Annotated in this window: 22 protein-coding genes; 10 read left to right on the top strand and 12 right to left on the bottom strand. The window is 58.9% G+C overall.

From position 1 onward, the window contains the following. Window positions 1-10: 10 nt before the first annotated feature. Window positions 11-262 carry a DUF1289 domain-containing protein gene (locus tag OKC41_RS02820; RefSeq protein ID WP_039040754.1) on the bottom strand — a complete coding sequence of 84 codons (252 nt, stop codon included), beginning with the start codon at window positions 260-262 and terminating at the stop codon, window positions 11-13. A gap of 150 nt (window positions 263-412) precedes the next feature. Here OKC41_RS02820 and mltA point away from each other — a divergent pair, with 150 nt between their 5' ends. Then, entirely contained in the window at window positions 413-1,564 is a 1,152-nt protein-coding gene (gene mltA / locus OKC41_RS02815; RefSeq protein WP_201893896.1) for a murein transglycosylase A, read from the top strand. 133 nt (window positions 1,565-1,697) lie between these two features. Here the strand turns inward: mltA and yfaE are convergent, their stop codons facing one another. The 5 genes from yfaE to ubiG form a co-directional block, all read right to left on the bottom strand. After that, on the bottom strand, window positions 1,698-1,997 hold the full coding sequence (gene yfaE, locus OKC41_RS02810; protein WP_269472855.1) for a class I ribonucleotide reductase maintenance protein YfaE: 300 nt from the start codon (window positions 1,995-1,997) through the stop codon (window positions 1,698-1,700). 69 nt (window positions 1,998-2,066) lie between these two features. Then, window positions 2,067-3,200, bottom strand: coding sequence for a class Ia ribonucleoside-diphosphate reductase subunit beta (nrdB, locus tag OKC41_RS02805; protein WP_201893897.1), 1,134 nt, complete (start codon window positions 3,198-3,200; stop codon window positions 2,067-2,069). A gap of 79 nt (window positions 3,201-3,279) precedes the next feature. Then, window positions 3,280-5,547, bottom strand: coding sequence for a class 1a ribonucleoside-diphosphate reductase subunit alpha (gene nrdA, locus OKC41_RS02800; RefSeq protein ID WP_010674815.1), 2,268 nt, complete (start codon window positions 5,545-5,547; stop codon window positions 3,280-3,282). Window positions 5,548-6,135: 588 nt separating this feature from the next. After that, window positions 6,136-6,822 (bottom strand): HAD family hydrolase, encoded by a 687-nt coding sequence (locus tag OKC41_RS02795; protein ID WP_029314563.1) that lies wholly within the window; start codon window positions 6,820-6,822, stop codon window positions 6,136-6,138. Continuing rightward, the gene (gene ubiG / locus OKC41_RS02790) at window positions 6,822-7,538 is read right to left on the bottom strand and encodes a bifunctional 2-polyprenyl-6-hydroxyphenol methylase/3-demethylubiquinol 3-O-methyltransferase UbiG (protein WP_043155501.1); all 717 of its coding nucleotides are present in this window, start codon (window positions 7,536-7,538) and stop codon (window positions 6,822-6,824) included. The genes OKC41_RS02795 and ubiG overlap by 1 nt, the downstream gene beginning before the upstream one ends. Window positions 7,539-7,737: 199 nt before the next feature. Between ubiG and gyrA the strand changes: the two genes are divergently transcribed. Continuing rightward, window positions 7,738-10,485 (top strand): DNA topoisomerase (ATP-hydrolyzing) subunit A, encoded by a 2,748-nt coding sequence (gyrA, locus tag OKC41_RS02785; RefSeq protein WP_270671735.1) that lies wholly within the window; start codon window positions 7,738-7,740, stop codon window positions 10,483-10,485. Between the two features lie 303 nt (window positions 10,486-10,788). After that, window positions 10,789-10,962: a hypothetical protein gene (locus OKC41_RS02780; protein WP_010674811.1), complete on the top strand. Its 174-nt coding sequence runs from the start codon at window positions 10,789-10,791 to the stop codon at window positions 10,960-10,962. Between the two features lie 6 nt (window positions 10,963-10,968). On the opposite strand, the gene OKC41_RS02775 is transcribed toward OKC41_RS02780, so the two are convergent. Further along, window positions 10,969-12,024, bottom strand: coding sequence for a PA0069 family radical SAM protein (locus OKC41_RS02775; protein WP_201893900.1), 1,056 nt, complete (start codon window positions 12,022-12,024; stop codon window positions 10,969-10,971). Window positions 12,025-12,198: 174 nt separating this feature from the next. Here OKC41_RS02775 and OKC41_RS02770 point away from each other — a divergent pair, with 174 nt between their 5' ends. Beyond that, window positions 12,199-12,789 carry a tetratricopeptide repeat protein gene (locus OKC41_RS02770; RefSeq protein ID WP_201893901.1) on the top strand — a complete coding sequence of 197 codons (591 nt, stop codon included), beginning with the start codon at window positions 12,199-12,201 and terminating at the stop codon, window positions 12,787-12,789. Window positions 12,790-12,792: 3 nt separating this feature from the next. Here the strand turns inward: OKC41_RS02770 and OKC41_RS02765 are convergent, their stop codons facing one another. Then, window positions 12,793-13,008 carry a hypothetical protein gene (locus OKC41_RS02765; protein ID WP_201893902.1) on the bottom strand — a complete coding sequence of 72 codons (216 nt, stop codon included), beginning with the start codon at window positions 13,006-13,008 and terminating at the stop codon, window positions 12,793-12,795. A 322-nt stretch (window positions 13,009-13,330) separates the two neighbouring features. On the opposite strand from OKC41_RS02765, the gene thrS reads away from it, so the two are divergent. The 6 genes from thrS (at window position 13,331) to nadS (ending at window position 17,337) form a co-directional block, all read left to right on the top strand. Next, the gene (gene thrS / locus OKC41_RS02760; RefSeq protein WP_010674801.1) at window positions 13,331-15,259 is read left to right on the top strand and encodes a threonine--tRNA ligase; all 1,929 of its coding nucleotides are present in this window, start codon (window positions 13,331-13,333) and stop codon (window positions 15,257-15,259) included. Window positions 15,260-15,280: 21 nt separating this feature from the next. Next, the gene (infC, locus tag OKC41_RS02755) at window positions 15,281-15,811 is read left to right on the top strand and encodes a translation initiation factor IF-3 (RefSeq protein ID WP_185219337.1); all 531 of its coding nucleotides are present in this window, start codon (window positions 15,281-15,283) and stop codon (window positions 15,809-15,811) included. 86 nt (window positions 15,812-15,897) lie between these two features. Next, window positions 15,898-16,095, top strand: a complete 198-nt coding sequence (rpmI, locus tag OKC41_RS02750) for a 50S ribosomal protein L35 (RefSeq protein WP_005300673.1) — start codon at window positions 15,898-15,900, stop codon at window positions 16,093-16,095. Window positions 16,096-16,110: 15 nt separating this feature from the next. Then, window positions 16,111-16,467, top strand: a complete 357-nt coding sequence (rplT, locus tag OKC41_RS02745) for a 50S ribosomal protein L20 (protein ID WP_010674800.1) — start codon at window positions 16,111-16,113, stop codon at window positions 16,465-16,467. Window positions 16,468-16,730: 263 nt separating this feature from the next. After that, window positions 16,731-17,051 (top strand): type II toxin-antitoxin system RelE/ParE family toxin, encoded by a 321-nt coding sequence (locus OKC41_RS02740; protein WP_201969418.1) that lies wholly within the window; start codon window positions 16,731-16,733, stop codon window positions 17,049-17,051. A gap of 1 nt (window position 17,052) precedes the next feature. After that, window positions 17,053-17,337: a NadS family protein gene (gene nadS / locus OKC41_RS02735; RefSeq protein ID WP_202014916.1), complete on the top strand. Its 285-nt coding sequence runs from the start codon at window positions 17,053-17,055 to the stop codon at window positions 17,335-17,337. A gap of 99 nt (window positions 17,338-17,436) precedes the next feature. Here nadS and OKC41_RS02730 read toward each other — a convergent pair whose 3' ends face one another. The 4 genes from OKC41_RS02730 to OKC41_RS02715 form a co-directional block, all read right to left on the bottom strand. Further along, a complete protein-coding gene (locus tag OKC41_RS02730) occupies window positions 17,437-18,258 on the bottom strand; it encodes a hypothetical protein (protein ID WP_202014914.1) in 822 nt (273 codons plus the stop codon). Between the two features lie 634 nt (window positions 18,259-18,892). Then, window positions 18,893-20,503: a hypothetical protein gene (locus OKC41_RS02725; protein ID WP_270671734.1), complete on the bottom strand. Its 1,611-nt coding sequence runs from the start codon at window positions 20,501-20,503 to the stop codon at window positions 18,893-18,895. After that, entirely contained in the window at window positions 20,500-21,051 is a 552-nt protein-coding gene (locus OKC41_RS02720; RefSeq protein WP_270671733.1) for a hypothetical protein, read from the bottom strand. The genes OKC41_RS02725 and OKC41_RS02720 overlap by 4 nt, the downstream gene beginning before the upstream one ends. Then, entirely contained in the window at window positions 21,048-21,491 is a 444-nt protein-coding gene (locus OKC41_RS02715; protein ID WP_202014909.1) for a hypothetical protein, read from the bottom strand. The genes OKC41_RS02720 and OKC41_RS02715 overlap by 4 nt, the downstream gene beginning before the upstream one ends. Between the last annotated feature and the right edge of the window lie 539 nt (window positions 21,492-22,030).

The raw sequence follows: 22,030 nt of genomic DNA, 5'->3' as shown, positions 1-22,030 counted from the left end.
AACGTGGGATTTAAAAATCCCAGCCCGGCGGGGGCGGCGGATCGGCCGCCTCTGCGGCCTGCGCCTTGCGGCGGGCGGCCTCGACCCTGGCCTTGCGGCTGCGGCACAGGCGCATCACCTCCTGCTGCTGGGCAGGGGTCATGGCAAGCCAGTTGAAACGCTCCTCGCGGCTTCGCAGGCATCCCTTGCAATACCCCTTGTTGTTCAGTTCGCAGACCCCGACACAGGGGCTCTGGAGCGGGAAGATTTCGAGCTGTTCCATCCATGACCTCTCACACCTTGTCACCTTGTTATAACCCAGAAGATCACGGCAGGAGAAATCCGTCGTCAGGGGCGTGAAGGCGTTTGCTTTCCCCGGGCAATTTTGGCATCTTCCCCGCCGTGCAAGACACTCGGTGTTATATGAGGACATATGAATAGACATGCGTACTGGTTGGCCGCCGCCGTGGTGGGGCTGGCCGGTTGTGCGGGCAACCCTGAACCGGCCAAGGTGCCCCAGAAGAAGGCGGAATCCGGATGTTTTCTGAACTGCGAGATCCCTGTGAATCTGGGCAAGCAGTATCTGGATGGTGCCCTGCCGGGGGATCTGGTGCGGGTAGAGCGGGTCAACAGCCGCGCCCGCGCCGATTACAGCAAGTTCGGTCCCCAGAGCCGGATGGTGATGGAACGCTCCGGCCGCATGGCGAGCCGCTATGGGGAGCTCTACCGTCAGCTCTCACGCTGGGTCGCCAATGGGGGCAATCCCGCCCATATCACCCAGTACGGCATCAGCCTGGCGCAGCTTGGCGGTGCCGACCGCATGGGCAACGTGCTCTTCACCGGCTACTACTCGCCGGTGCTGGAGGTGCGCCATCGCCCTGACGCCCAGTACAAGTATCCCATCTATGCCATGCCCAACTGCGGCGGTCGCTGCCCGAGCCGGGCCGAGATCCACCGGGGGGCGCTGGCCAACCGGGGACTGGAGCTGGGCTACAGCAAGTCCCTCATCGACAACTTCCTGATGGACGTGCAGGGTTCCGGCTTCGTTCACTACGGCGATGACGACCGGTTGCAGTACCTTGGTTACAGCGGCAAGAACGGCCACGGCTATGTCAGCATTGGCCGGGTGCTCATCGACCGTGGCGAAGTGCCCAAGGAGCAGATGTCCATGAAGGCCATCAAGGAGTGGGCCAATCGTCAGCCGGAAGAGAGCGTGAAGGAGCTGGTGGAGCAGAACCCCTCCTATGTCTTCTTCGAGCGCCGTCCCACCAATGACGTGGTGGGGGCTGCCGGCATTCCGCTCTTGCCCATGGCGGCGGTGGCTGCCGACAAGACCCTGCTGCCCATGGGTACCCCCATCCTCGCGGAAGTGCCGCTGCTGGACAAAGCAGGCAACTGGACCGGCAAGCACCAGCTGCGCCTGCTGATTGCGCTGGATGTGGGGGGCGCGGTGAAGAAGGGGCACCTCGATCTCTACCACGGCATGGGGGAGAAAGCCGGTGTCGCGGCCGGTCATTACAAGCACTTTGGCCGGGTCTGGAAGCTGGGTCTGCACCACGGGCCGACTGCCGCCCCCTGGTTGTAACGCCCCCGGGTTGTAATGTTAGAGGGGCCATGGCCCCTCATTTCCCTCAAGAGACGGGAGATTCCCATGAAAAAAGCCGCCGGAGCAATCCGGCGGCTTTTTGTTTGCGGGGCAGATCTGGCGATAAGGGCCGTCAGCCCTTTCGGATATCGAGCTTGATGGCGCCCACCGGCTGGCAGCAGCAGGGGAGGCACTCCCCCTGGGAGACAAAGGCGAGCGGGACGGCGGCGTAGTGCACCTTGCCCGCCAGCAGCGGGGTGCGGCAGGCGCCGCAATAGCCGCTGCGGCACTGGAACTCCACGTGATGGCCGTGGCGCTCCAGGGTCTCCAGCACGCTTTCGCCGGGATGGGGGTGCAGCACACCGTCCAGGGTCTGTACCTGGGGGGCTTGCCCCTCCGGCGCCGTGGTGGCGGTATGCAGGGGCGCGTTCAGGGTGGCGGTGGCGTCACTCACGGACGTCGCTCTCCCGCATCATGGTCTGCCAGCAGAGGTCGCCTTGCATCACAGCTCGAAGTCACCCAGATCGTCGGCGTGCACTTCACTGTCTATCTGACCCACCAGATAGGAGCTTACTTCCACTTCCTGGGGCGCCACCTGCACGTTGTCGGAGGAGAGCCAGGTGTTGATCCAGGGGATGGGGTTCTGCTTGGTGCCGGCAAAGGCCGGTTGCAGGCCGACCGCCGCCATGCGCAGGTTGGTGATGTATTCCACGTACTGGCAGAGGATGTCCTTGTTCAGGCCGATCATGGAGCCGTCCTGGAACAGGTACTCGGCCCACTCCTTCTCCTGCAGGGCCGCTTCCTTGAACAGCTCGAAGCAGGCCTGCTCGCACTCGACGGCGATCTCCGCCATCTCGGGGTCGTCGTTGCCGCTGCGCATCAGGTTCAGCATGTGCTGGGTACCGGTCAGATGCAGTGCCTCATCGCGGGCGATCATCTTGATGATCTTGGCGTTGCCCTCCATCAGCTCGCGCTCGGCGAAGGCGAAGGAGCAGGCGAAGCTCACGTAGAAGCGGATTGCTTCGAGGGCGTTGACGCTCATCAGGCACAGGTAGAGCTTCTTCTTGAGCTCCCGCAGGCTGATGGTGACTTCGCGATCCCCGATCCGGTGGGTCCCCTCGCCGTGCAGGTGATAGATGGAGGTGGCCTCGATGAGATCGTCATAGAAGTGGCTGATGGAGCCGGCGCGCTTCAAGATTTGCTCGTTGGTCACGATGTCGTCGAACACCTGGCCCGGGTTGTTGACGATGTTGCGGATGATGTGGGTGTAGGAGCGAGAGTGGATGGTCTCGGAGAAGGCCCAGGTCTCGATCCAGGTCTCCAGCTCCGGGATGGAGACCAGGGGCAGCAGGGCCACGTTGGGGCTGCGGCCCTGAATGGAATCCAGCAGGGTCTGGTACTTCAGGTTGGAGATGAAGATGTGCTGCTCGTGGGGCGGCAGAGCCTGGAAGTCGATGCGGTCGTGGGAGACGTCTACCTCTTCCGGGCGCCAGAAGAAGGAGAGCTGCTTCTCGATCAGCCGCTCGAAGATGTCGTGCTTTTGCTGATCATAACGGGCCACGTTGACCGACTGGCCGAAGAACATCGGCTCCTTGAGCTGATCGTTTTGGGTCTGGCAAAAAGTAGAGTAAGCCATGGTTCGAATGCCGTGAAATAGGGAAAACAGGAGGGCGGGAGCTTGATGCTCCCGCCCGGTTTATCAGTGCGTTTCGCGGTTAGATCTTGCAAGCCCCGCCAGCGCAGCCGTCATCTTGCAGATCGGTCTGGGTGTCGTCGGCACCATCACGGGTGTTGTGATAGTAGAGGGTCTTGAGACCGTATTTGTAGGCGGTCAGCAAGTCTTTGAGCAACTGCTTCATCGGCACCTTGTTGCCTTCGAAGCGGGCCGGGTCGTAGTTGGTGTTGGCGGAGATCGCCTGATCCACGAACTTCTGCATGATGCCGACCAGCTGCAGGTAACCGTCGACGCTCGGCTGTTTCCACAGCAGTTCGTACTGATCCTTCAGGCGATGGTACTCCGGCACCACCTGCTTGAGGATGCCGTCCTTGGAAGCTTTCACCGACACCAGGCCGCGGGGCGGCTCGATGCCGTTGGTGGCGTTGGAGATCTGGCTGGAGGTCTCGCTCGGCATCAGGGCGGTCAGGGTGGAGTTGCGCAGACCCACGGTCTTGATCTCTTCGCGCAAGGTTTCCCAGTCCAGGTGCAGGGGTTCATTGCACAGGGTGTCCAGATCCTTTTTATAGGTATCGATGGGCAGGATACCCTGGGCATAGGTGGTCTCGTTGAAGGCCGGGCAGGGGCCGAACTCGCGGGCCAGTTGCACGGAGGCTTTCAGCAGGTAGTACTGGATCGCCTCGAAGGTGCGGTGGGTCAGGGCCAGACCGGAACCATCGGAGTAGCGGGCACCGTTTTTCGCCAGGTAGTAGGCGTAGTTGATGACGCCGATCCCCAGAGTACGTCGGTTCATGCTGCCCTTCTTGGCTGCCTTGAGCGGGTAGTCCTGATAGTCGAGCAGGGCGTCCAGAGCGCGCACGGCCAGTTCGGCCATCTCTTCCAGATCTTCCAGCTTCTCGATGGCGCCCAGGTTGAAGGCGGAGAGGGTGCACAGGGCAATCTCGCCGTCCTCGTCATCCACGTTGTTGAGCGGCTTGGTGGGCAGCGCAATCTCGAGGCAGAGGTTGGACTGGCGCACCGGTGCCACGCTCGGATCGAACGGGCTGTGGGTGTTGCAGTGATCCACGTTCTGGATGTAGATGCGGCCGGTACCTGCGCGCTCCTGCATCATCAGGGAGAAGAGATCCACCGCCTTCAGGGTCTTCTTGCGAATGGCCGGATCCTGCTCGTACTTGACGTAGAGCGCTTCGAACTTGTCCTGGTCCGCGAAGAAGGCGTCATAGAGGCCGGGTGCATCGGAGGGGGAGAACAGAGTGATGTCACCGCCCTTGATGAGGCGCTGGTACATCAGCTTGTTGATCTGCACGCCGTAGTCCATGTGACGGACCCGGTTCTCTTCCACGCCGCGGTTGTTCTTCAGTACCAGCAGGCTCTCCACCTCGGTGTGCCACAGGGGGTAGAACAGGGTGGCCGCACCGCCGCGCACGCCGCCCTGGGAGCAGCACTTCACCGCCGTCTGGAAGTATTTGTAGAAGGGGATGCAGCCGGTGTGGAAGGCTTCGCCGCCACGGATGGGGCTGCCCAGACCACGGATGCGGCCGGCGTTGATGCCGATGCCGGCGCGCTGGGACACGTAGCGCACGATGGCGCTGGCGGTGGCATTGATGGAATCCAGGCTGTCGTCACACTCGATCAGCACGCAGGAGCTGAACTGGCGGGTCGGGGTGCGCACGCCGCTCATGATCGGGGTCGGCAGGGAGATCTTGAAGGTCGAGACCGCATCATAGAAGCGCTTGATGTAGTCCAGACGGGTATCTTTCGGATACTTGGAGAAGAGGCAGGCCGCTACCAGGATGTAGAGGAACTGCGGGCTCTCGTAGATCTCGCCGGTGACGCGGTTCTGTACCAGGTACTTGCCTTCGAGTTGCTTGACCGCCGCGTAGGAGAAGTCCATGTCGCGCCAGTGATCGAGGTAGCCGTTCAGCTCCTCAAATTCCGCCTGGGTGTAGTCTTCCAGCAGGTGCTTGTCGTACTTGCCCATGTCCACCAGTCTGGCGACGTGCTGATACAGGTGGGGCGGCTCGAACTGGCCGTAGGCCTTCTTGCGCAGGTGGAAGATGGCCAGACGGGCAGCCATGTACTGGTAGTCCGGGCTTTGCTCGGAGATGAGGTCAGCAGCAGCCTTGATGATGGTCTCGTGGATGTCGGCGGTACGGATACCGTCATAGAACTGGATGTGGGACTTGAGCTCCACCTGGGAGACCGACACGTTGTCGAGCTTCTCGGCAGCCCAGTCGAGCACACGGTGAATTTTATCCAGATCGATGGGTTCTTTGTGTCCGTTACGCTTCGTCACAAACAAGTTCATTGGCTGATGACCCCTTTCATTGATACCTGCCGGTATCGGTTGATTCCCGAAAAGCCATCGCACAATGGCGCAACCCGGCTCCGTCTGTCGAGGGAAACTGGGCAGGGATTGTGCGATGAATCACAAGATGTAGTGTTATTTTTAATGCGAACTACAAGATAGTGAGGTCGATGCGGTAATGCAATCTGTGGATAACGCATTAGCTGTGGATAAATTGTGGGTGTCGGGACGGGAGTTAGTGGACGCTCACAGCGAACGGGTTTTCATCCGTCCGATCCGTCAAATGCAAGTCCGGCGATCGAAGATGGAAAATTAAAATAACTTTTTTTGCTTGCGAAAGCAGGGTGTTTTTACTAGCAAATCCGGCCTGCTCATCCCTTGTGCAGTCAGGGTCAAAAGGTGTCCTGTTACGCCGTTCGGGGGGTTGCCAAGCCCATAAAAAGAGGGGTCGTCCAGGATCCCTCTGGTGTGCTGCGGGGGGAGCTGCGCGTCGGGGCCGATGCCCGCACTGCCATCGGGACATCATCAAAGTTGCCCCGCAGATCCACCTCTATCCGGATGCCTTGTCGGTCATGGGCAATGAACGTGTCAGCTCAGCTCGTAACGCAGCCAGTGGTGCAGGGCCTGCACGGTATCAAAGTGAAGATCGGCGCCCCAGAGGGCGGGATCCTCGTCATCATTGAGATAACCCCAGCCAGCCACCGCGGTACGCATGCCGGCATTGCGGCCGGCCTCGATGTCGCGCACGTGATCCCCCACATAGAGACACTGGCTCGCCGCGATGCCGAGGCGCTCGCAGGCAAAGAACATGGGGGCGGGGTCGGGCTTGCGCACCGGCAGGGTGTCGGCGCTCACGGTCACGCCGCAACTGGCGAGTTCGGGCAGGGCTGCCAGGAGCGGTTCGGTGAGAAAACCCGGCTTGTTGGTGACAATGCCCCAGGGCAGCTTTTTTTCGTCGAGCCACTCGATGAGATCCACCATGCCTTCATAGGGGCGGGTGCCGACGCAGAGGTTGGCGGCGTAGTAGTCGAGCAGGGCGGTGCGAAGGCGGGTAGCCCCCAGCTCCTCGAGCAGCTCGTCCCCAAGACCTGCCCTGAGCAGCCCGAGGGCCCCGTGGGAGGTGGTCTGACGGATGATGTCGTCAGAGAGCGGGGCAAAGCCTTCGCTTATCAGCACGTGATTGACGGCGGCGCCAAGGTCTGGCGCGGTGTCGAGCAGGGTGCCGTCCAGATCAAACAGCACGCAGCCAAGGGGCATCGGGTGAGGTGTGCTCATCAGCCTTGCTCCGGGCGCTCGAACGCCACCATGTAGTTGACGTCGACATTCTTGCCGAGCTTGAAGCTGTTGGAGAGCGGGGCGTAGTGAACGCCGCTCATGTCCCGCACCAGGAGGCCCGCCGCTTCCCCCATGCGACACAGTTCGGCGGGGGTGATGAACTTCTTGTGATCGTGAGTGCCCTTGGGGACCATCTTCAACAGGTACTCGGCGCCGAGGATCATCATCAGATAGGCTTTGGGGTTGCGGTTGATGGTGGAGACGAACACCTTGCCCCCCGGCCGTACCAGGGTGGCGATGGCGCGCAGCACCGAGGCCGGGTCCGGCACGTGCTCCAGCATCTCCATGCAGGTGACCACGTCATACTGGCCAGGCGCTTCATCGGCGTGGGCTTCGGCGGTGATCTGGCGGTACTCGAGCTCCACACCTTGTTCCAGCGCGTGCAGGCGGGCGACGCCGAGGGGTTCCTTGCCCATGTCGATGCCGGTGACCCGGGCCCCCCGACGGGCCATGCTCTCGGAGAGGATGCCGCCACCGCAGCCGATGTCGAGCACGCGCTTGCCAAACAGGCCGCCGCTCTTGTCGGTGATCCAGTCAAGGCGCACCGGGTTGATTTGATGCAGCGGCTTGAATTCGCCCTCCATGTCCCACCAGCGGGAGGCGATGGCTTCAAATTTGGCGATTTCTGTCAGATCGACATTGGCATCACTATTCATGTTTTGATGATCCTGTGGCAAGGCGCGCAGCGTGCTGGGCGCGCGCAATCTATTGTCCTGGCGCGCATTATAACGGACCGACCTCGTCGCACCAGCCCGATGTGCTCATCGGATTTGTGGCTTAATGTATTTGGCTCAGTGTGTTACCATGTCGCGCTGTTTAAGCCAAAGAACAACTAATTAGGGATTAAGGCTTTCTATGAGCGATCTGGCCAGAGAGATCACGCCGGTCAACATCGAAGAAGAGCTCAAGAGTTCCTATCTTGATTACGCCATGAGCGTGATCGTAGGACGAGCTCTGCCGGATGTGCGTGATGGCTTGAAACCGGTTCACCGCCGCGTTCTGTTTGCAATGAACGAGTTGGGGAACGACTGGAACAAGCCCTATAAAAAATCGGCCCGTGTGGTCGGTGACGTAATCGGTAAATATCACCCGCACGGCGATATCGCTGTGTATGACACCATCGTCCGGATGGCGCAGGATTTCTCCATGCGTTACATGCTGGTCGATGGTCAGGGCAACTTCGGTTCGGTCGACGGCGACAGCGCCGCGGCGATGCGTTATACCGAAGTGCGGATGGCGCGCATCTCCCACGAGCTGCTGGCTGATCTGGACAAAGAGACCGTGGACTGGGTGCCGAACTACGACGGCACCGAGATGATCCCGGCTGTCATGCCCACCAAGGTCCCCACCTTGCTGGTCAACGGCTCCTCCGGTATCGCGGTGGGCATGGCGACCAACATCCCGCCTCACAACCTCACCGAGATTGTCAACGGTTGCCTGGCGCTGATCGAAAACGGCGACCTCACCATTGACGAGCTGATGACCCATGTCACCGGCCCGGATTTCCCCACCGGCGGCATCATCAACGGCCGTTCCGGCATCGTGCAGGCGTACCGTACCGGTCGCGGCTCCGTCTATGTGCGGGCCAAGGCTGAAGTGGAGGTGGACGAGAAGACCAGTCGCGAGACCATCATCGTCCACGAGATCCCCTATCAGGTGAACAAGGCTCGCCTGATCGAGAAGATCGCCGAGCTGGTCAAAGAGAAGAAAATCGAGGGCATCAGCGCCCTGCGCGATGAGTCCGACAAGGACGGCATGCGCATCGTCATCGAGATCAAGCGCGGCGAGTCCGGCGAGATTGTGCTGAACAATCTCTACAAGCACACCCAGATGCAGACCACGTTCGGCATCAACATGGTGGCGCTGGACAACAACCAGCCCAAGGTGATGAACCTCAAAGAGATCCTGGATGCGTTCCTGCTGCACCGCCGTGAAGTGGTGACCCGCCGGACCGTGTTCGAACTGCGCAAGGCGCGGGATCGGGCGCACATCCTGGAAGGGTTGGCGGTGGCATTGGCCAACATCGATCCCATCATCGAGCTCATTCGCCACAGTGCGACCCCGGCGGATGCGAAAGCCGCCTTGGTAGCCAAGGGCTGGGAACTCGGCAACGTGGCCGCCATGCTGGAAAAAGCGGGCGACGACGCGGCTCGCCCCGAGTGGCTGGAGCCGGAGTTCGGCATCCGTGAAGGGCAGTACTTCCTGACCGAGATCCAGGCCCAGGCCATCCTTGACCTGCGTCTGCACAAGCTGACCGGCCTCGAGCACGAGAAGATCCTGGAAGAGTACCAGTCTCTGCTGGATCTCATCGCCGAGCTGCTGCACATCCTGGCAAGCCCGGAACGCCTGATGGAAGTGATCCGTGACGAGCTGCTGGCCGTGCGCGAGCAGTACGGCGACGAGCGTCGCACCGAGATCAGCATGTCCAGCGCCGAGATCAACATCGAAGATCTGATCACCCCGGAAGACGTGGTCGTTACCTTGTCTCACCAGGGCTATGTGAAGTATCAGCCGCTCTCCGACTACGAGGCCCAGCGCCGCGGTGGTCGTGGCAAGTCGGCCACCCGGATCAAGGAAGAGGACTTTGTGGAGCGTCTGCTGGTGGCCAACACCCACGACACCATTCTGTGCTTCTCCACCCGTGGCAAGGTCTACTGGCTCAAGGTGTATCAGCTGCCGGAAGCGTCCCGTGGCGCCCGCGGTCGTCCGATCATTAACCTGCTGCCGCTGGATGAGGGTGAGCGCATCACCGCCATCCTGCCGGTGAAAGAATATGACGCCGACAAGTATGTCTTCTTTGCCACCGCCAACGGCACCGTGAAGAAGACCAGCCTGTCCGACTTCAGCCGTCCGCTCTCCTCCGGTATCCGTGCCATCAACCTCAAAGAGGGTGATGAGCTGATCGGGGTGGACATCACCGATGGCAGCAACGAGATCATGCTGTTCTCCGATGCGGGCAAGGTGGTTCGCTTCGCGGAAGGCAGCGGTCGCGCCGATGCCGATGGCACTGACGAGGTCGACACCGATGACGACGCCGGCAACGACGATGACGGCAGCGACAACGGCGAAGGCACCGAAAGCAAGGGCACCTTCAAGGGCGTACGTCCCATGGGTCGTACCGCTGCTGGCGTGCGCGGCATCAAGCTGGGCGCCGGTGACAAGGTGGTCTCCCTCATCGTGCCCCGTGGTGATGGTGCCATCCTCACCGCCACCGAGAACGGTTACGGCAAGCGCACCGCGCTGGACGAGTACCCGACCAAGAGCCGTGGTACCCAGGGCGTCATCTCCATCAAGGTGGATGAGCGCAACGGCAAGGTGATCGATGCGATCCAGGTCGAAGATACCGACCAGATCATGCTGATCACCAACGGCGGTACCCTGGTACGTACCCGGGTGTCCGAGGTGAGCGTCATCGGCCGCAACACCGGCGGTGTGCGTCTGATCCGTACCGGTGAAGACGAGACCGTAGTCGGTCTGCAGCGCGTTGCCGAGAGCGACGAAGAGGAAACCGAGGCCCTGGCTGTTGAAGGGGAGGTGTCTGAAGGCACCGACACCGCAGCGGACGCTGGCGCCGTCGATACCGGGGAGGCGGGCGACGAGTAATCGTCCCCTTTGTCCGGTGCAAAAGAGCGACCTTGATGGTCGCTCTTTTTTTGTCCGCCTCACCGCAGGCTCTCCCCGTCCTTGTGCTTGCCCAGCAGCTCTCTTCTCTGCTGCCAGGCTCCGTCTGCCGTGCATGCAGCCCTGCCTGCCACGGCGTCATCTTCCTGATATGCAGGGCTAGCCCCATCGCATCAACACGATTCCTTCACTCGGTTGTCATGGCCCTGTCATGACGGCCAGCCATGCTGCCTGCGTTGAATGAGGCCACCACAGAGGCAGGCATCGCTTGCCAGGAGCACTGTTATGACGAGCTGGGTAATGTGGGAGATCTGGTGGAGCCGGATGTGGGGAGGGCAGGAGAAGGCGCGCCTTAGGGTGGATGAGGAGGAGGTGGCGCACGAGCCATCCCGCCTGCCTGCGGAGCTGATTGCACAGCGCCACCCAGCGGGGAGCTACCCGCCGAGACCACGGGGCTGATGGCGCTCAGAACAGACGCAACTGCTCGCCCGGGCGGATGAAGGCGGCTGTATTGAGTGCAATATGGCGCTTGCCCAGTTGCAGCCGCCTGCTGATCAGGCGAAAGCGCTGGGCGAGCAGGTCGGCAAACTGTCCTTCACCTCGCATGCGGCTACCAAAGGTGGCGCTGTTGAGTGCGCCACCCCGGCTCGCCCGCAGCTGGTTGAGGATCGCCTCTTTCTGGCCGGGATAGTGCGTATCGAGCCAGTCGCAAAAGAGGGTGGTGAGCTCGTGGGGCAATCGCAGCAAGATATAATCCGCACAGCCCGCCCCGGCGTCGACGGCGGCCTTGATGATCTGTTCCAGTTCCGGCTCGTTGAGCCTGGGGATCATGGGGGCGGCGAGCACGCCGACCGACACACCGGCCTTGGCCAGTCGTTCGATCACCTTGATCCGCCCAACCCCCGTGCTGGCCCTGGGCTCCAGCTGTCGCCTCAGCGTCTCATTGAAGGTGGTGACCGACACCATCACCTGGCATAACCCTTCCCGGGCCAGCTCGGTCAGCAGATCGAGGTCGCGCAGGATCATGGCGCTCTTGGTGATGAGCCCTACCGGATGGCGATGAGCCAGCATCACCGTCAGGAGTTCACGAGTCAGGCGATAGTGGTGCTCGATGGGTTGATAGGGATCGGTATTGGCCCCCAGCACGATGGTTTGTGGCTGATAGGCTGGTTTGGCAAATTCCCGTCGCAGCAACTCGGCAGCATTGATTTTGGCAAACAGCTTGCTCTCGAAATCCAGCCCGGGGGAGAGCTCAAGGTAGGCGTGGCTGGGTCTGGCATAGCAGTAGATGCAGCCATGCTCGCACCCCTGATAGGGATTGATGGAGCGACCGAAGGGAAGATCCGGCGAATCGTTGTAGCTGATGATGCTGCGGGCGCTGATCTCCGTCACCTCGGTGCGGGGAGCGCTGGCGGCAAATGCCGCGTCCCAGTCGCTCTGACTCCAGCCGTCGTCAACGGTTTCGATTTGCGGGCCGCTGAAGCGGTGCTCGACATTGTGGTTCGCGCCTCGTCCTGCCATCACATCACCAATGCACTGTTTATATATACAGTTATTTTGCTGTGTCGCCCGTCAAACTGCAAGTTCGCAAAGAGCGACCCCATGAAAGAGGGTGAACCCAGGTGATCTCCTGCTTGATCTGTTGCTACATTTCGTTTACATAGACGAAATGCGAACCAGATCACGGAAAATGTCATGCAACCTACTACCGCCCGCTGGCTCTTCATTGCCCTCATTGCGCTGGTCATCTGGCGTCTGATCCCGCTCTCCACCGAGCAGGAGCTGGCGGCGGCCAACCGCGCCTGGCGGACAGGGCACTTTGATGAGGCGACCCGGATCTGGGCGCCCCTGGCGGAGCAGGGCCAGCCACGGGCACAGGCGCTGATGGGTTGGTGCCATGAAGTGGGGCAGGGGAGCGAGCAGGATATGGATCGCGCCATCCGACTCTATCGTCAGGCTGCGCAGGCGGGGGACGCTTTCGGCCAGTATCGGCTGGGAGAGGTCTATCTGCGCGGGGCCGGGGTAAAGCGGGATCTGCACGAGGCGTTTCGCTGGATGGAGCTGGCAGCCAGAAACGGTGATGTGCCCGCCATGCTGAAGGTGGGCATCCTGCACCTGATGGGGGTCAACGGGCGGGTTGAACTGGCCGAGGCGAAGCAGTGGCTCTATCAGGCCTCGCAAAAGGGCAACAAGATGGCACTCCAGGTATTGCAGGAGATGGCGCTGGCCGAGGAGGGACGCAGCGCCTTCGATTTCAATGGCCACTCTTTTCTGAACGCCGGTTAGGGATCAACGGCTGGCGGTGACTTTGCCGGGCGTCACGTCGGTGACATAGAGGGTACTGCGTTCGGCACTGTGGACGATGCTGCATACCTCCCGCTTGCAGCCATCGCCCAGGATCACCAGCTCACCGATATGGACGGGACAGTGAGTCGTGAGAAGGTGATCCGGATGAACCAGCTTTTCTGCATGCTCCGGAAATGAAATGTCGTAGGTGTACATCATGCTCTCCTTGCTTTGGCTGACGCCTCAATCTGGTACAGGGTATGGCAGCAGAAGGGCGCCCTCGCAAGTAGGACAGGTTGACACCCGCGCTTAGGCGGTATGCAAAATCGCCAAGACAGCTTGTCTGGGTTGTCGCGTCTGATACAATCCCCCGCTGTACCTCTCAATGGATGGCCTTGCACACGCCATATGGTGTGCCACTGCCGTGTACCAACCGTATTGTGAACGGTGAAACTCGGGAGTGAACAGCTGGACATGAAAGGGTTTCTCCAACCTGCATGTGGCCTTTGGTAGGGGTCACCACTGTATAAGGAAACACCTAATGCCAATCATTACTCTGCCTGACGGCAGCCAACGTCAATTTGCCCACGCCGTTTCCGTCATGGATGTGGCCGCGGACATCGGTCCCGGTCTCGCCAAGGCGTGCATTGCCGGTCGGGTAAACGGTGAACTGGTGGATGCCTGCGAGCTGATCGAAGCCGATGCCTCCCTGGCCATCATCACCGCCAAAGACGAAGAAGGTCTGGACATCCTGCGCCACTCCTGTGCTCACCTGCTGGGTCATGCCATCAAGCAACTCTGGCCCCAGACCAAGATGGCCATCGGTCCTGTCATCGACAACGGTTTCTACTACGACATCGATCTCGACCGCACCCTGACCGACGAAGATCTGGCTGCCCTGGAAGAGCGCATGCTGGCGCTGGCCGCCAAGGATTACGACGTCATCAAGAAGAAGGTCTCCTGGCAGGAAGCGCGCGACGTGTTCGAAGCCCGTGGCGAGACCTACAAAGTCGAGATCCTGGATCAGAACATAGCCCGTGATGACCAGCCCGGTCTCTATCATCACGAAGAGTACATCGACATGTGTCGCGGCCCGCACGTGCCCAACATGCGTCACTGCCACCACTTCAAGTTGCAGAAGATGTCCGGCGCCTACTGGCGCGGCGACTCCAACAACAAGATGCTGCAGCGCATCTACGGCACCGCCTGGGCCGACAAGAAGCAGCTCAAGGCGTATTTGCAGCGTCTGGAAGAGGCCGCCAAGCGCGACCACCGCAAGATCGGCAAGCAGCTCGACCTGTACCACATGCAGGAAGAAGCGCCGGGCATGGTGTTCTGGCACAACGATGGCTGGACCATTTTCCGCGAGCTGGAAACCTTCATCCGCGGCAAGCTCAAAGAGTACGACTATCAGGAAGTGAAAGGCCCCTTCATGATGGATCGCGTGCTGTGGGAGCGTTCAGGTCACTGGGAGAAATACGCCCAGGCCATGTTCACCACCCAGTCCGAAAACCGCGAGTACGCCATCAAGCCGATGAACTGCCCGGGTCACGTGCAGATTTTCAACCAGGGTCTGAAATCCTACCGCGATCTGCCCCTGCGCATGGCCGAGTTCGGCTCCTGCCACCGCAACGAGCCGTCAGGCTCCCTGCACGGCCTGATGCGGGTACGGGGCTTCACTCAGGATGACGCCCACATCTTCTGTACCGAAGAGCAGATCATGGAAGAGGTGTCTGCGTGCATCCGCATGGTCTATGACGTCTACGGCACCTTCGGTTTCGAAAACATCGTGGTCAAGCTCTCGACCCGTCCGGAGCAGCGTATCGGCTCTGATGAAGCCTGGGATCGTGCCGAGGCCGCGCTGGCCGAGGCGCTGGAACTCAACGGCCTGAAGTACGACCTGCAACCGGGCGAGGGGGCTTTCTACGGTCCCAAGATCGAGTTCACCCTGCACGATTGCCTTGATCGTGCCTGGCAGTGTGGTACCGTGCAGCTCGACTTTGCCCTGCCGGGCCGTCTTGGCGCCACCTATGTGGGCGAAGACAACGAGCGCCACATCCCCGTGATGATCCACCGCGCCATTCTGGGCTCGCTGGAGCGCTTCATCGGGATCTTGACGGAAGAGTACGCCGGTCTGTTCCCGACCTGGCTGGCTCCGACCCAGGCCGTGGTCATGAATATCACGGATAACCAGGCCGATTATGCTGTGAAAGTTGCCAAGGCATTGAATGATGCGGGCCTTCGCGCAAAAGCGGACTTGAGAAATGAGAAGATTGGCTTTAAAATCCGCGAGCATACTTTGAAGCGAGTACCCTTCATGCTGGTCTGCGGCGACAAAGAAGTAGAAGCCGGCAAGATTGCAGTGCGTACTCGTAAAGGGGCTGACCTGGGCTCTTATCCTGTTGAAGAGCTGATTGCTCTGTTGACCCAGGAAGTTCAGACCCGCGGACAAAAGAAAGTGGAGGAATAAGCTATAAAAGGCGGAAAAAAACTGGGCAAGCAACCGCAAGCCCGCGCTCACCGGATCAATGAAGAGATCCGTCTGAAAGAAGTTCGTCTGACTGGTCTGGATGGTGAAGCCATTGGCATCACCTCCATTCAGGATGCGCTGAACTTGGCCCTTGAGGCAGGAGTGGATCTGGTCGAGATCAGTCCGAACGCTGAGCCGCCCGTTTGCCGGATCATGGATTACGGCAAATTCCTCTACGAAAAGAGCAAGACCACCAAAGAACAGAAGAAAAAACAGAAAGTCGTCCAGGTCAAGGAAATCAAATTCCGTCCTGGCACCGACGAAGGCGACTATCAGGTAAAACTACGCAACCTGGTTCGCTTTCTGGAAGACGGGGACAAGGCAAAGGTCACCCTGCGCTTCCGTGGTCGTGAAATGGCCCACCAGGATCTTGGTATCAAGGTTCTCGAGCGCGTCAAGAACGATCTGGAAGAGCTGGCCGTAGTCGAATCGTTCCCGAAAGTCGAAGGCCGTCAAGCTGTGATGGTCCTCGCACCCAAGAAGAAATCTTAAGGCCCACAAGAAATTGACTCATGGGGCTGGCCCCATGAGTCGGTTCGCCTTGCGATTTTGTTGTCACTCACAATGCGGAGTATGAAATGCCGAAGATGAAAACCAACCGGGGCGCCGCAAAGCGCTTCAAGAAGACTGGCTCAGGTCGCTTCAAGTGCAAGCACAACCACCTGCGTCACATCCTGACCAAGAAGAGCAGCAAGCGTAAGCGTCAGCTGGGACCGAAGTTCTTTGTTTCCGCTGCCGACCACAAACGTGTTGTCGCTTGTCTGCCGTACGCATAAGGGGGGATGTGAAAAATGCCAAGAGTTAAACGTGGTGTGACCGCTCGCGCTCGTCACAAGAAAGTAATGAAAGCCGCCAAGGGTTACTACGGCGCCCGTTCCCGTGTCTACCGCGTAGCGGTACAAGCGGTAACCAAAGCTGGTCAGTATGCCTACCGTGACCGTCGCCAGAAGAAGCGTCAGTTCCGTCAACTGTGGATTGCGCGTATCAACGCTGCAGCCCGTCAGAACGGCCTGTCCTACAGCCGTCTGATCGACGGTCTGAAGAAGGCTTCCATCGAGATCGATCGCAAGATCCTGTCCGATATCGCCGTTCACGACAAGCTGGCTTTCACCGCCCTGGTTGAAAAAGCTAAAGCAGCTCTGGTCTAATCCAGCTCTGTTATAAAAATAAAGGAGGCTCAGGCCTCCTTTTTTGTATCTGTAATTAGCTGTTTTATATGGCTTTTTTGTTTTTAATGTCCACATATTGCCCCATTCATTTTGCTCGATGCCATCGTAGGCTGAGAGCCTGGTGGGCGTATTGGCTGCAAGGGGGTGGCACAGCCAGAGTGGCCATGTTGCCTTGCTGACTCGTAGTGTGTACTATGTACACCATGATGAATGCTCAGAGTGAGTGATGCGTGAGTCACGCGATTGAATTTATTGAGACGTCTATCTTCACCAGACAGATAAAAGCCTTAGCGACAGACGATGAGCTCAGAGCACTGCAAGTCGAGCTGATTGCCCAGCCAGAGAAAGGCGACTTGATCCAAGGTACTGGTGGCTTGCGAAAAGTTCGAATGGCAACAGGCCAGCAAGGGAAAAGTGGCAGTGCCAGGGTGATCTACTTCTTGGCAACTGTAGAGACGATTTACCTGGTACTGGCGTATGCAAAGAGTGAGAAAGAGAGCCTCACTGCGGCAGAAAAGGCTGAGCTGAAGAAATTGACCACGTTACTGAAAGGGGAGGTTTGATATGAACATGTTTGACGAACTGAAGGCTTCCCTGGAAGAGGCTGTCGAGATCAAGCAGGGTCACGTAGAGCCTGCTGCACGGACCAAATACGAGGTCGCTGACGTCAAGGCCATTCGCCTGGCCCTCAAGGTTTCACAACAAGAGTTTGCCCAAGCACTGGGAACAAGTGTGGATACGGTGAAGAGCTGGGAAACCCGGCGCCGCAATCCAACGGGATTGGCTGCCAAAGTGCTGGGGCTTATCCAGGATAAGCCAGACCTGTTTCGTGAGTTGGCGGCTCACTGACCTAGGTACCAAACAGCTAGAAGAAGGCCCCATATTTTGGGGCCTTCTTCTTGGTCAGCAGTTGAAGGACATAAAGAATTATCACTTTTTTAAGCTGTGTTATTTCTCTGTGCTGCTTTCTTTCGATGAGTTATCTGAAGTGTCTTTGGGGACCATCCAGGTCACCTGTTCGACCTGATCGTGGCGAACGAGCCGGACTAACCCTCCTTTTAAGCGATAGGCACAATGAGTGCTATTACACATCAGGCGGATGTGCGGAGTATCTCCTAGCAGAGCAGACTGAGTGCTATTTCTATCTGTAGTCCATTCAATACTATCTACTGGTTTAATATGGGCTTCGGCAGCCTTTACTCCTTGGTTAAAGCTAAAGTAGGCCGGCATGAGAGCGAGTAAAGGTGGAATCAGCAGAATGGCAAATCTGTCGTAGAAAATTTTTACCCAGATTAACAAGAAGAAGAGTCGGTGGGGCGGTACACGGGCTCCTCTCCGGAAAAAATGCCGGAGTTTTTTTGGTGACTTAGAAAACTGACGGTGACAGAACCATGCCCATCCTAACCGGAGCCCAGGACTGAAGAGCAAACAAATGAAGATTGTCACTAGGCTAATGGCCCCTAGTGTTATGGGCCCCACATACTCTTTAATCGAGTTAAGCAGTTGTAGGAATCCCATCGCTAGGGTGACATCTGCAGGCCATGGGAATTCAATGATGTCCAGTCCATGAGCAGAACACTCACCAAAATGATAAGCCATTCCGATTAGGTAGATGCCACCAGTTATTAATGGGATCGCGGCGAAAATGATAGTTAGGAATTTGGATATCTCAGATTGAGGTTCTTCTGGTTCTGGTGTTTTTCGCACCCGTTTGAGGTGTTGTCTTAACCAGTGCCAGCGTTCCCAGTTAATCTCTTTTCTCTTCTTCATGTGTCCCTACGTAAGACATTGCGAGCTTCAAACATGTCCAACATTGTACCGTTCCTACGACGGATGAAAATCTGTGTGAGCGGTTGGGATGTATGGTGCGAGTCTGCAACCTTTCAGTTTCCAAAAAATAGTAGTTATCACTTAACAATATGAGAATAAGAGGCTTTTTGTCATTTCGAAGTAAGGCTACAGATCCTGCTCGTTCATTCAAATAGTCACGAAAAATTAGATTAATCAAATATATTCAAAGAGTTATGGTCTCATCGTTGTTAAATAGCTCTCATCCAAACTGTAAATCTCTGCAAAAAAGATCCATCTTTGCAGATCCTCAATGCCCTGCGGATCCTTGATGGGGCGCGGCCTGGGCCTATCGTTTTGCAGTAATCCACTTTTGCAAAAATTATTCCTGATGAACCCCGCAGGCGGGAGCGGATGAGCGCGGATTCCGTGGCGCAGACGCCGCCGTGGGCCCCCGGCCGTGCGCAGGGAGGCTGTGAGCGAGCGTAGGCTTCACGTATGATGCAGCGCTGCCCGATGGCACCCATTCATGCGGCGCCCTTCCCTGGCCATGCTCAGGCGCTGTCAGGCAGATAGACGAAGGCCCCACATTGTGGGGCCTTCTTCATTCGGTGGGTCACTCGATGATGGGGGAGAGGGTGTTCGCCAGTTGACCGGCCTGCTGGCTTTGGCCGGTGAAGATATCTGCATTGGTTGGCGGTGGGCCGCCGTGGTTATGACTGGCTGCGGTGGCGGCCAGTTGCTGGACCACGTCCATCAGCTGGTTGAGCAAGCGGAAGATGTTCACCCCATCGCTCCCCATCCACGACTTGGGTGACTCGAAGTGCTGCAGCTCGCCGGCAAGTGCCCGACGAACCAGGGCGATATCTTCATCCAGGTTGCCGCCTGCTGTCTGGCTCATGTTACCGGCGCTGCCCAGTATCATGTCTTCTGCGGTCAGCAGCTCGATATCCCCGAGCGCCTCGATGCGCTTCATGGCCCCGATCTCTTCCACGCTGTTGGCCAAGACGGTCAGCTGGTGCTTGCCGAACTCGCCCAGGTACTCGTCCGCCTCGCGGATCATTTGCATGGCCTTGTCGTGCTGGCGGCGGTCAGTATGGCGTGACTGGTTGCCCACGGTATCGGTACGGCTAAACACCTCTGCCCGTTGCTGTTGTAGCTGCTCGCCCGGTTCGATATCCGGCAGCGGCCAGCCAGTGCCCAGGATGGTGCGGACGAACGGCCGATCGGCACGACCAAAGGCAAATCCCAGCTCGACCATGGTCCCCTCGACCGGGAACTGCAGCAGCCCCTGCTCAGGCCCGCCGAACATGACCGGCAGTGGTACGGCTCGATAGAGCGGCGTCCCTTCATCTGGTTCACCATCCTCGCCCAGTAGCTGCACATCTACCGCATAGCGCGGGCGAAACGGATCATTGAGCTGACCGGCCGCGGCCTGGTCACTGATGGACTCAACCCGCCCGAACTTGGGCAGGTGCATCTTGTCGGCCAGCTCGGGGAATTCCCCCTCCATCTTGCGCCGCTCCGGCGACTTCACCGGTTTACCCGGTGTGGCTGTGGTCAGGGTCATTTCGTCACCCTTGAGCCGTACCCGCTCCACCCGCTTGCCATTGACGATGGCCCCCGGGCGCATGGCCGGGATCGGGGCCAGAGTGATGGTATTGCCCGCTTGGCGTGCCGAGAAGGCCGAGTCCAGCTCCACCGCCTTATCTGCCCATCGGCTATGGGCATGACTGCCTACGAAGATGGCGCCATCTAGTTGTTGATGCCAGATGAAGTCAGGTACCGAGAAGGCACGGCCCGCATTATCGAGCAGCTGATAGCCGGTGCCGGCGCTGGTGAAGTTGGGGATCGGGGTGTCGGTGTAGTCTGTCCCGTCCGGCAGCAAGAAGGTGAGTTGGGTCTGGTCGGTCAGCCAGGCCAGCAGGCTGCGCAGGGTGGCATGCTGGATACTTACCGGGAACTTGCTGCCCAGGATCCCTGCCAGCTCACGGCATAGCAGCTTGCTGGCACCGTTGGCGGCGGGTTGTACGTCATAGACATAACCGGTGAACCAGCGGCGCAGTTCCCCGTTGTAGCCGGTATCCAGAGTCAGGGTCTGCCCCTTGGTTGCCGTCCCTTCGATGGTCAGGGAGGCACGGCCACCGGCAGAGATGTCGAGCACGACATCATGGTCAACCAGGTGGGTCGGCTGGCCACCCAGGGTAAGGCTGGTCGAGAGTTTCACGCCATTACGTCTCCTAGCTTGTCATCCAGCCCCTTCACCATCTTCTCCCAGGAACTGAGCTGCTCCTGCTCAGACGCTGCCGCGCTGCTGTCTGTTTTCGCCGGCGTGGCATTGGCGGTGCCTTGCCCCACTGTGGCTGGGGCCTTGGGGAGGCGCTGCTCGCGCTTCTCCGGTACCGAGTTATGTTCTCGCAGGGTGAACTGCACCTGCCACGCCAGGAGCCCCTCCTGTTCGCTGGCGTTGATACGCCCTGCAAACTTGGCCTGGCGCACCATCACCGACTTAGCCAGCAGCGAGCCTACCCGGTAGATATGGCGCTTGCCGCCGTCTCCCTTGGCATCCGCCAGCTCGAACAGGCGGCTCAGGGTCTGCTCATCGTTGAACGGCACCAGCCCTGAGACGTCGAGTTCCTTTGCCTTCTCGCCCTGCTCGGCACTGCTGGTCTGGCCGCTTTGGTCCTTGTCCTGGAACTGCATCGAGGCGGAGATCCGCATCGACTTCATCACGATGGGCTCGCCGTCCAGGGTAAGCATGGCGGTTCTGCTCATAGGGTTAACTCCTGCCAATAGGTGAGCGGTTCAGCGGAGAGCAGCATGGCGCCGACGGCGTGGCTGTGGTCAGGGTGATCGCTCTTGAGCAATTCGGCCGCCAGGCTGGCCGGTTCACCGTAACCGTGCCAGCTCCACATTTTGCCAGCTAAGCTCGGCTTGGTGGCCAGCTCGGCGTCCAGTTCTGCGATGCGGGCGGTGCGCTTGTTGGTCAGCGCGACCAGCTTGGCGCGGGTGGCGTCCGGTGATGGCGAATTGTCCTCGCTCTGCTGCAAGGCAGAGCGAGCGGCAGAGACCAGCAGATGGCGGCGCAGCGGATCCCAGATCAGCGGGTCACCCGCCCTCCAGCGCGGCGCCATAGCTGCCACCGGCTGAGCCATCAGGTTGTTCTCGGCATTGAGTCGGCGCAGGGTGGCGCACCATTCAGGCAAAGGCAACACGGCGCACACCTTTGCCAACTTGACAGCCAGTTCTTGTTCGCTATTTGCAGAAACCATCCATGTCACGGCATATAGCTGCCCTTTAGGCTTTAGATAGTCAGCACCATCATTTAACTTTGCAGACAGCAAACCCAAACAAAACAAAGCATCACCGCTACAAAACAAACATGAACTCACACACACTCCTTAAACCCTATCGTTTGCTACACCTTCAATAACAAATGTAGCAAACACCCCCGAATCACCATTCGTGATTGCAGATGCTCTCACATAGCCACTACTACCACCATCCGCATACAAAATTACAAATTGAACTCGATTACTACTAGGCACAATCTCAGCAACAACATCCACCGGAACCCTGCCATTCCCCTCATAGGCTTTTCTAAATAAATAAAGGAACCGCGACACACTAGCAAACCCTCTTATAGTGTTTACCTGTATGTAATCAGGAAGCGTAATATATAGAATCTCATTACTATCAGATGGCACCAACACGCCCGAATCATTAATGGTAAAAGCCAGATCTACAACACCAT

Source organism: Aeromonas sp. QDB17, from assembly GCF_027705305.1.
GTDB lineage: Bacteria > Pseudomonadota > Gammaproteobacteria > Enterobacterales > Aeromonadaceae > Aeromonas > Aeromonas caviae.
The sequence above is the reverse complement of the archived record's forward strand: the minus strand, read 5'-3'. Positions and strand labels throughout refer to the sequence as shown.

Excerpts from the sequence above, each read along its gene's own strand:
- OKC41_RS02820 (WP_039040754.1), bottom strand. The coding sequence starts at position 262 with ATGGAACAGCTCGAAATCTTCCCGCTCCAGAGCCCCTGTGTCGGGGTC.
- mltA (WP_201893896.1), top strand. The coding sequence starts at position 413 with ATGAATAGACATGCGTACTGGTTGGCCGCCGCCGTGGTGGGGCTGGCC.
- nrdB (WP_201893897.1), bottom strand. The coding sequence starts at position 3,200 with ATGGCTTACTCTACTTTTTGCCAGACCCAAAACGATCAGCTCAAGGAG.
- nrdA (WP_010674815.1), bottom strand. The coding sequence starts at position 5,547 with ATGAACTTGTTTGTGACGAAGCGTAACGGACACAAAGAACCCATCGAT.
- OKC41_RS02795 (WP_029314563.1), bottom strand. The coding sequence starts at position 6,822 with ATGAGCACACCTCACCCGATGCCCCTTGGCTGCGTGCTGTTTGATCTG.
- ubiG (WP_043155501.1), bottom strand. The coding sequence starts at position 7,538 with ATGAATAGTGATGCCAATGTCGATCTGACAGAAATCGCCAAATTTGAA.
- gyrA (WP_270671735.1), top strand. The coding sequence starts at position 7,738 with ATGAGCGATCTGGCCAGAGAGATCACGCCGGTCAACATCGAAGAAGAG.
- OKC41_RS02780 (WP_010674811.1), top strand. The coding sequence starts at position 10,789 with ATGACGAGCTGGGTAATGTGGGAGATCTGGTGGAGCCGGATGTGGGGA.
- OKC41_RS02775 (WP_201893900.1), bottom strand. The coding sequence starts at position 12,024 with ATGGCAGGACGAGGCGCGAACCACAATGTCGAGCACCGCTTCAGCGGC.
- OKC41_RS02770 (WP_201893901.1), top strand. The coding sequence starts at position 12,199 with ATGCAACCTACTACCGCCCGCTGGCTCTTCATTGCCCTCATTGCGCTG.
- OKC41_RS02765 (WP_201893902.1), bottom strand. The coding sequence starts at position 13,008 with ATGATGTACACCTACGACATTTCATTTCCGGAGCATGCAGAAAAGCTG.
- thrS (WP_010674801.1), top strand. The coding sequence starts at position 13,331 with ATGCCAATCATTACTCTGCCTGACGGCAGCCAACGTCAATTTGCCCAC.
- rpmI (WP_005300673.1), top strand. The coding sequence starts at position 15,898 with ATGCCGAAGATGAAAACCAACCGGGGCGCCGCAAAGCGCTTCAAGAAG.
- rplT (WP_010674800.1), top strand. The coding sequence starts at position 16,111 with ATGCCAAGAGTTAAACGTGGTGTGACCGCTCGCGCTCGTCACAAGAAA.
- nadS (WP_202014916.1), top strand. The coding sequence starts at position 17,053 with ATGAACATGTTTGACGAACTGAAGGCTTCCCTGGAAGAGGCTGTCGAG.
- OKC41_RS02730 (WP_202014914.1), bottom strand. The coding sequence starts at position 18,258 with ATGAAGAAGAGAAAAGAGATTAACTGGGAACGCTGGCACTGGTTAAGA.
- OKC41_RS02720 (WP_270671733.1), bottom strand. The coding sequence starts at position 21,051 with ATGAGCAGAACCGCCATGCTTACCCTGGACGGCGAGCCCATCGTGATG.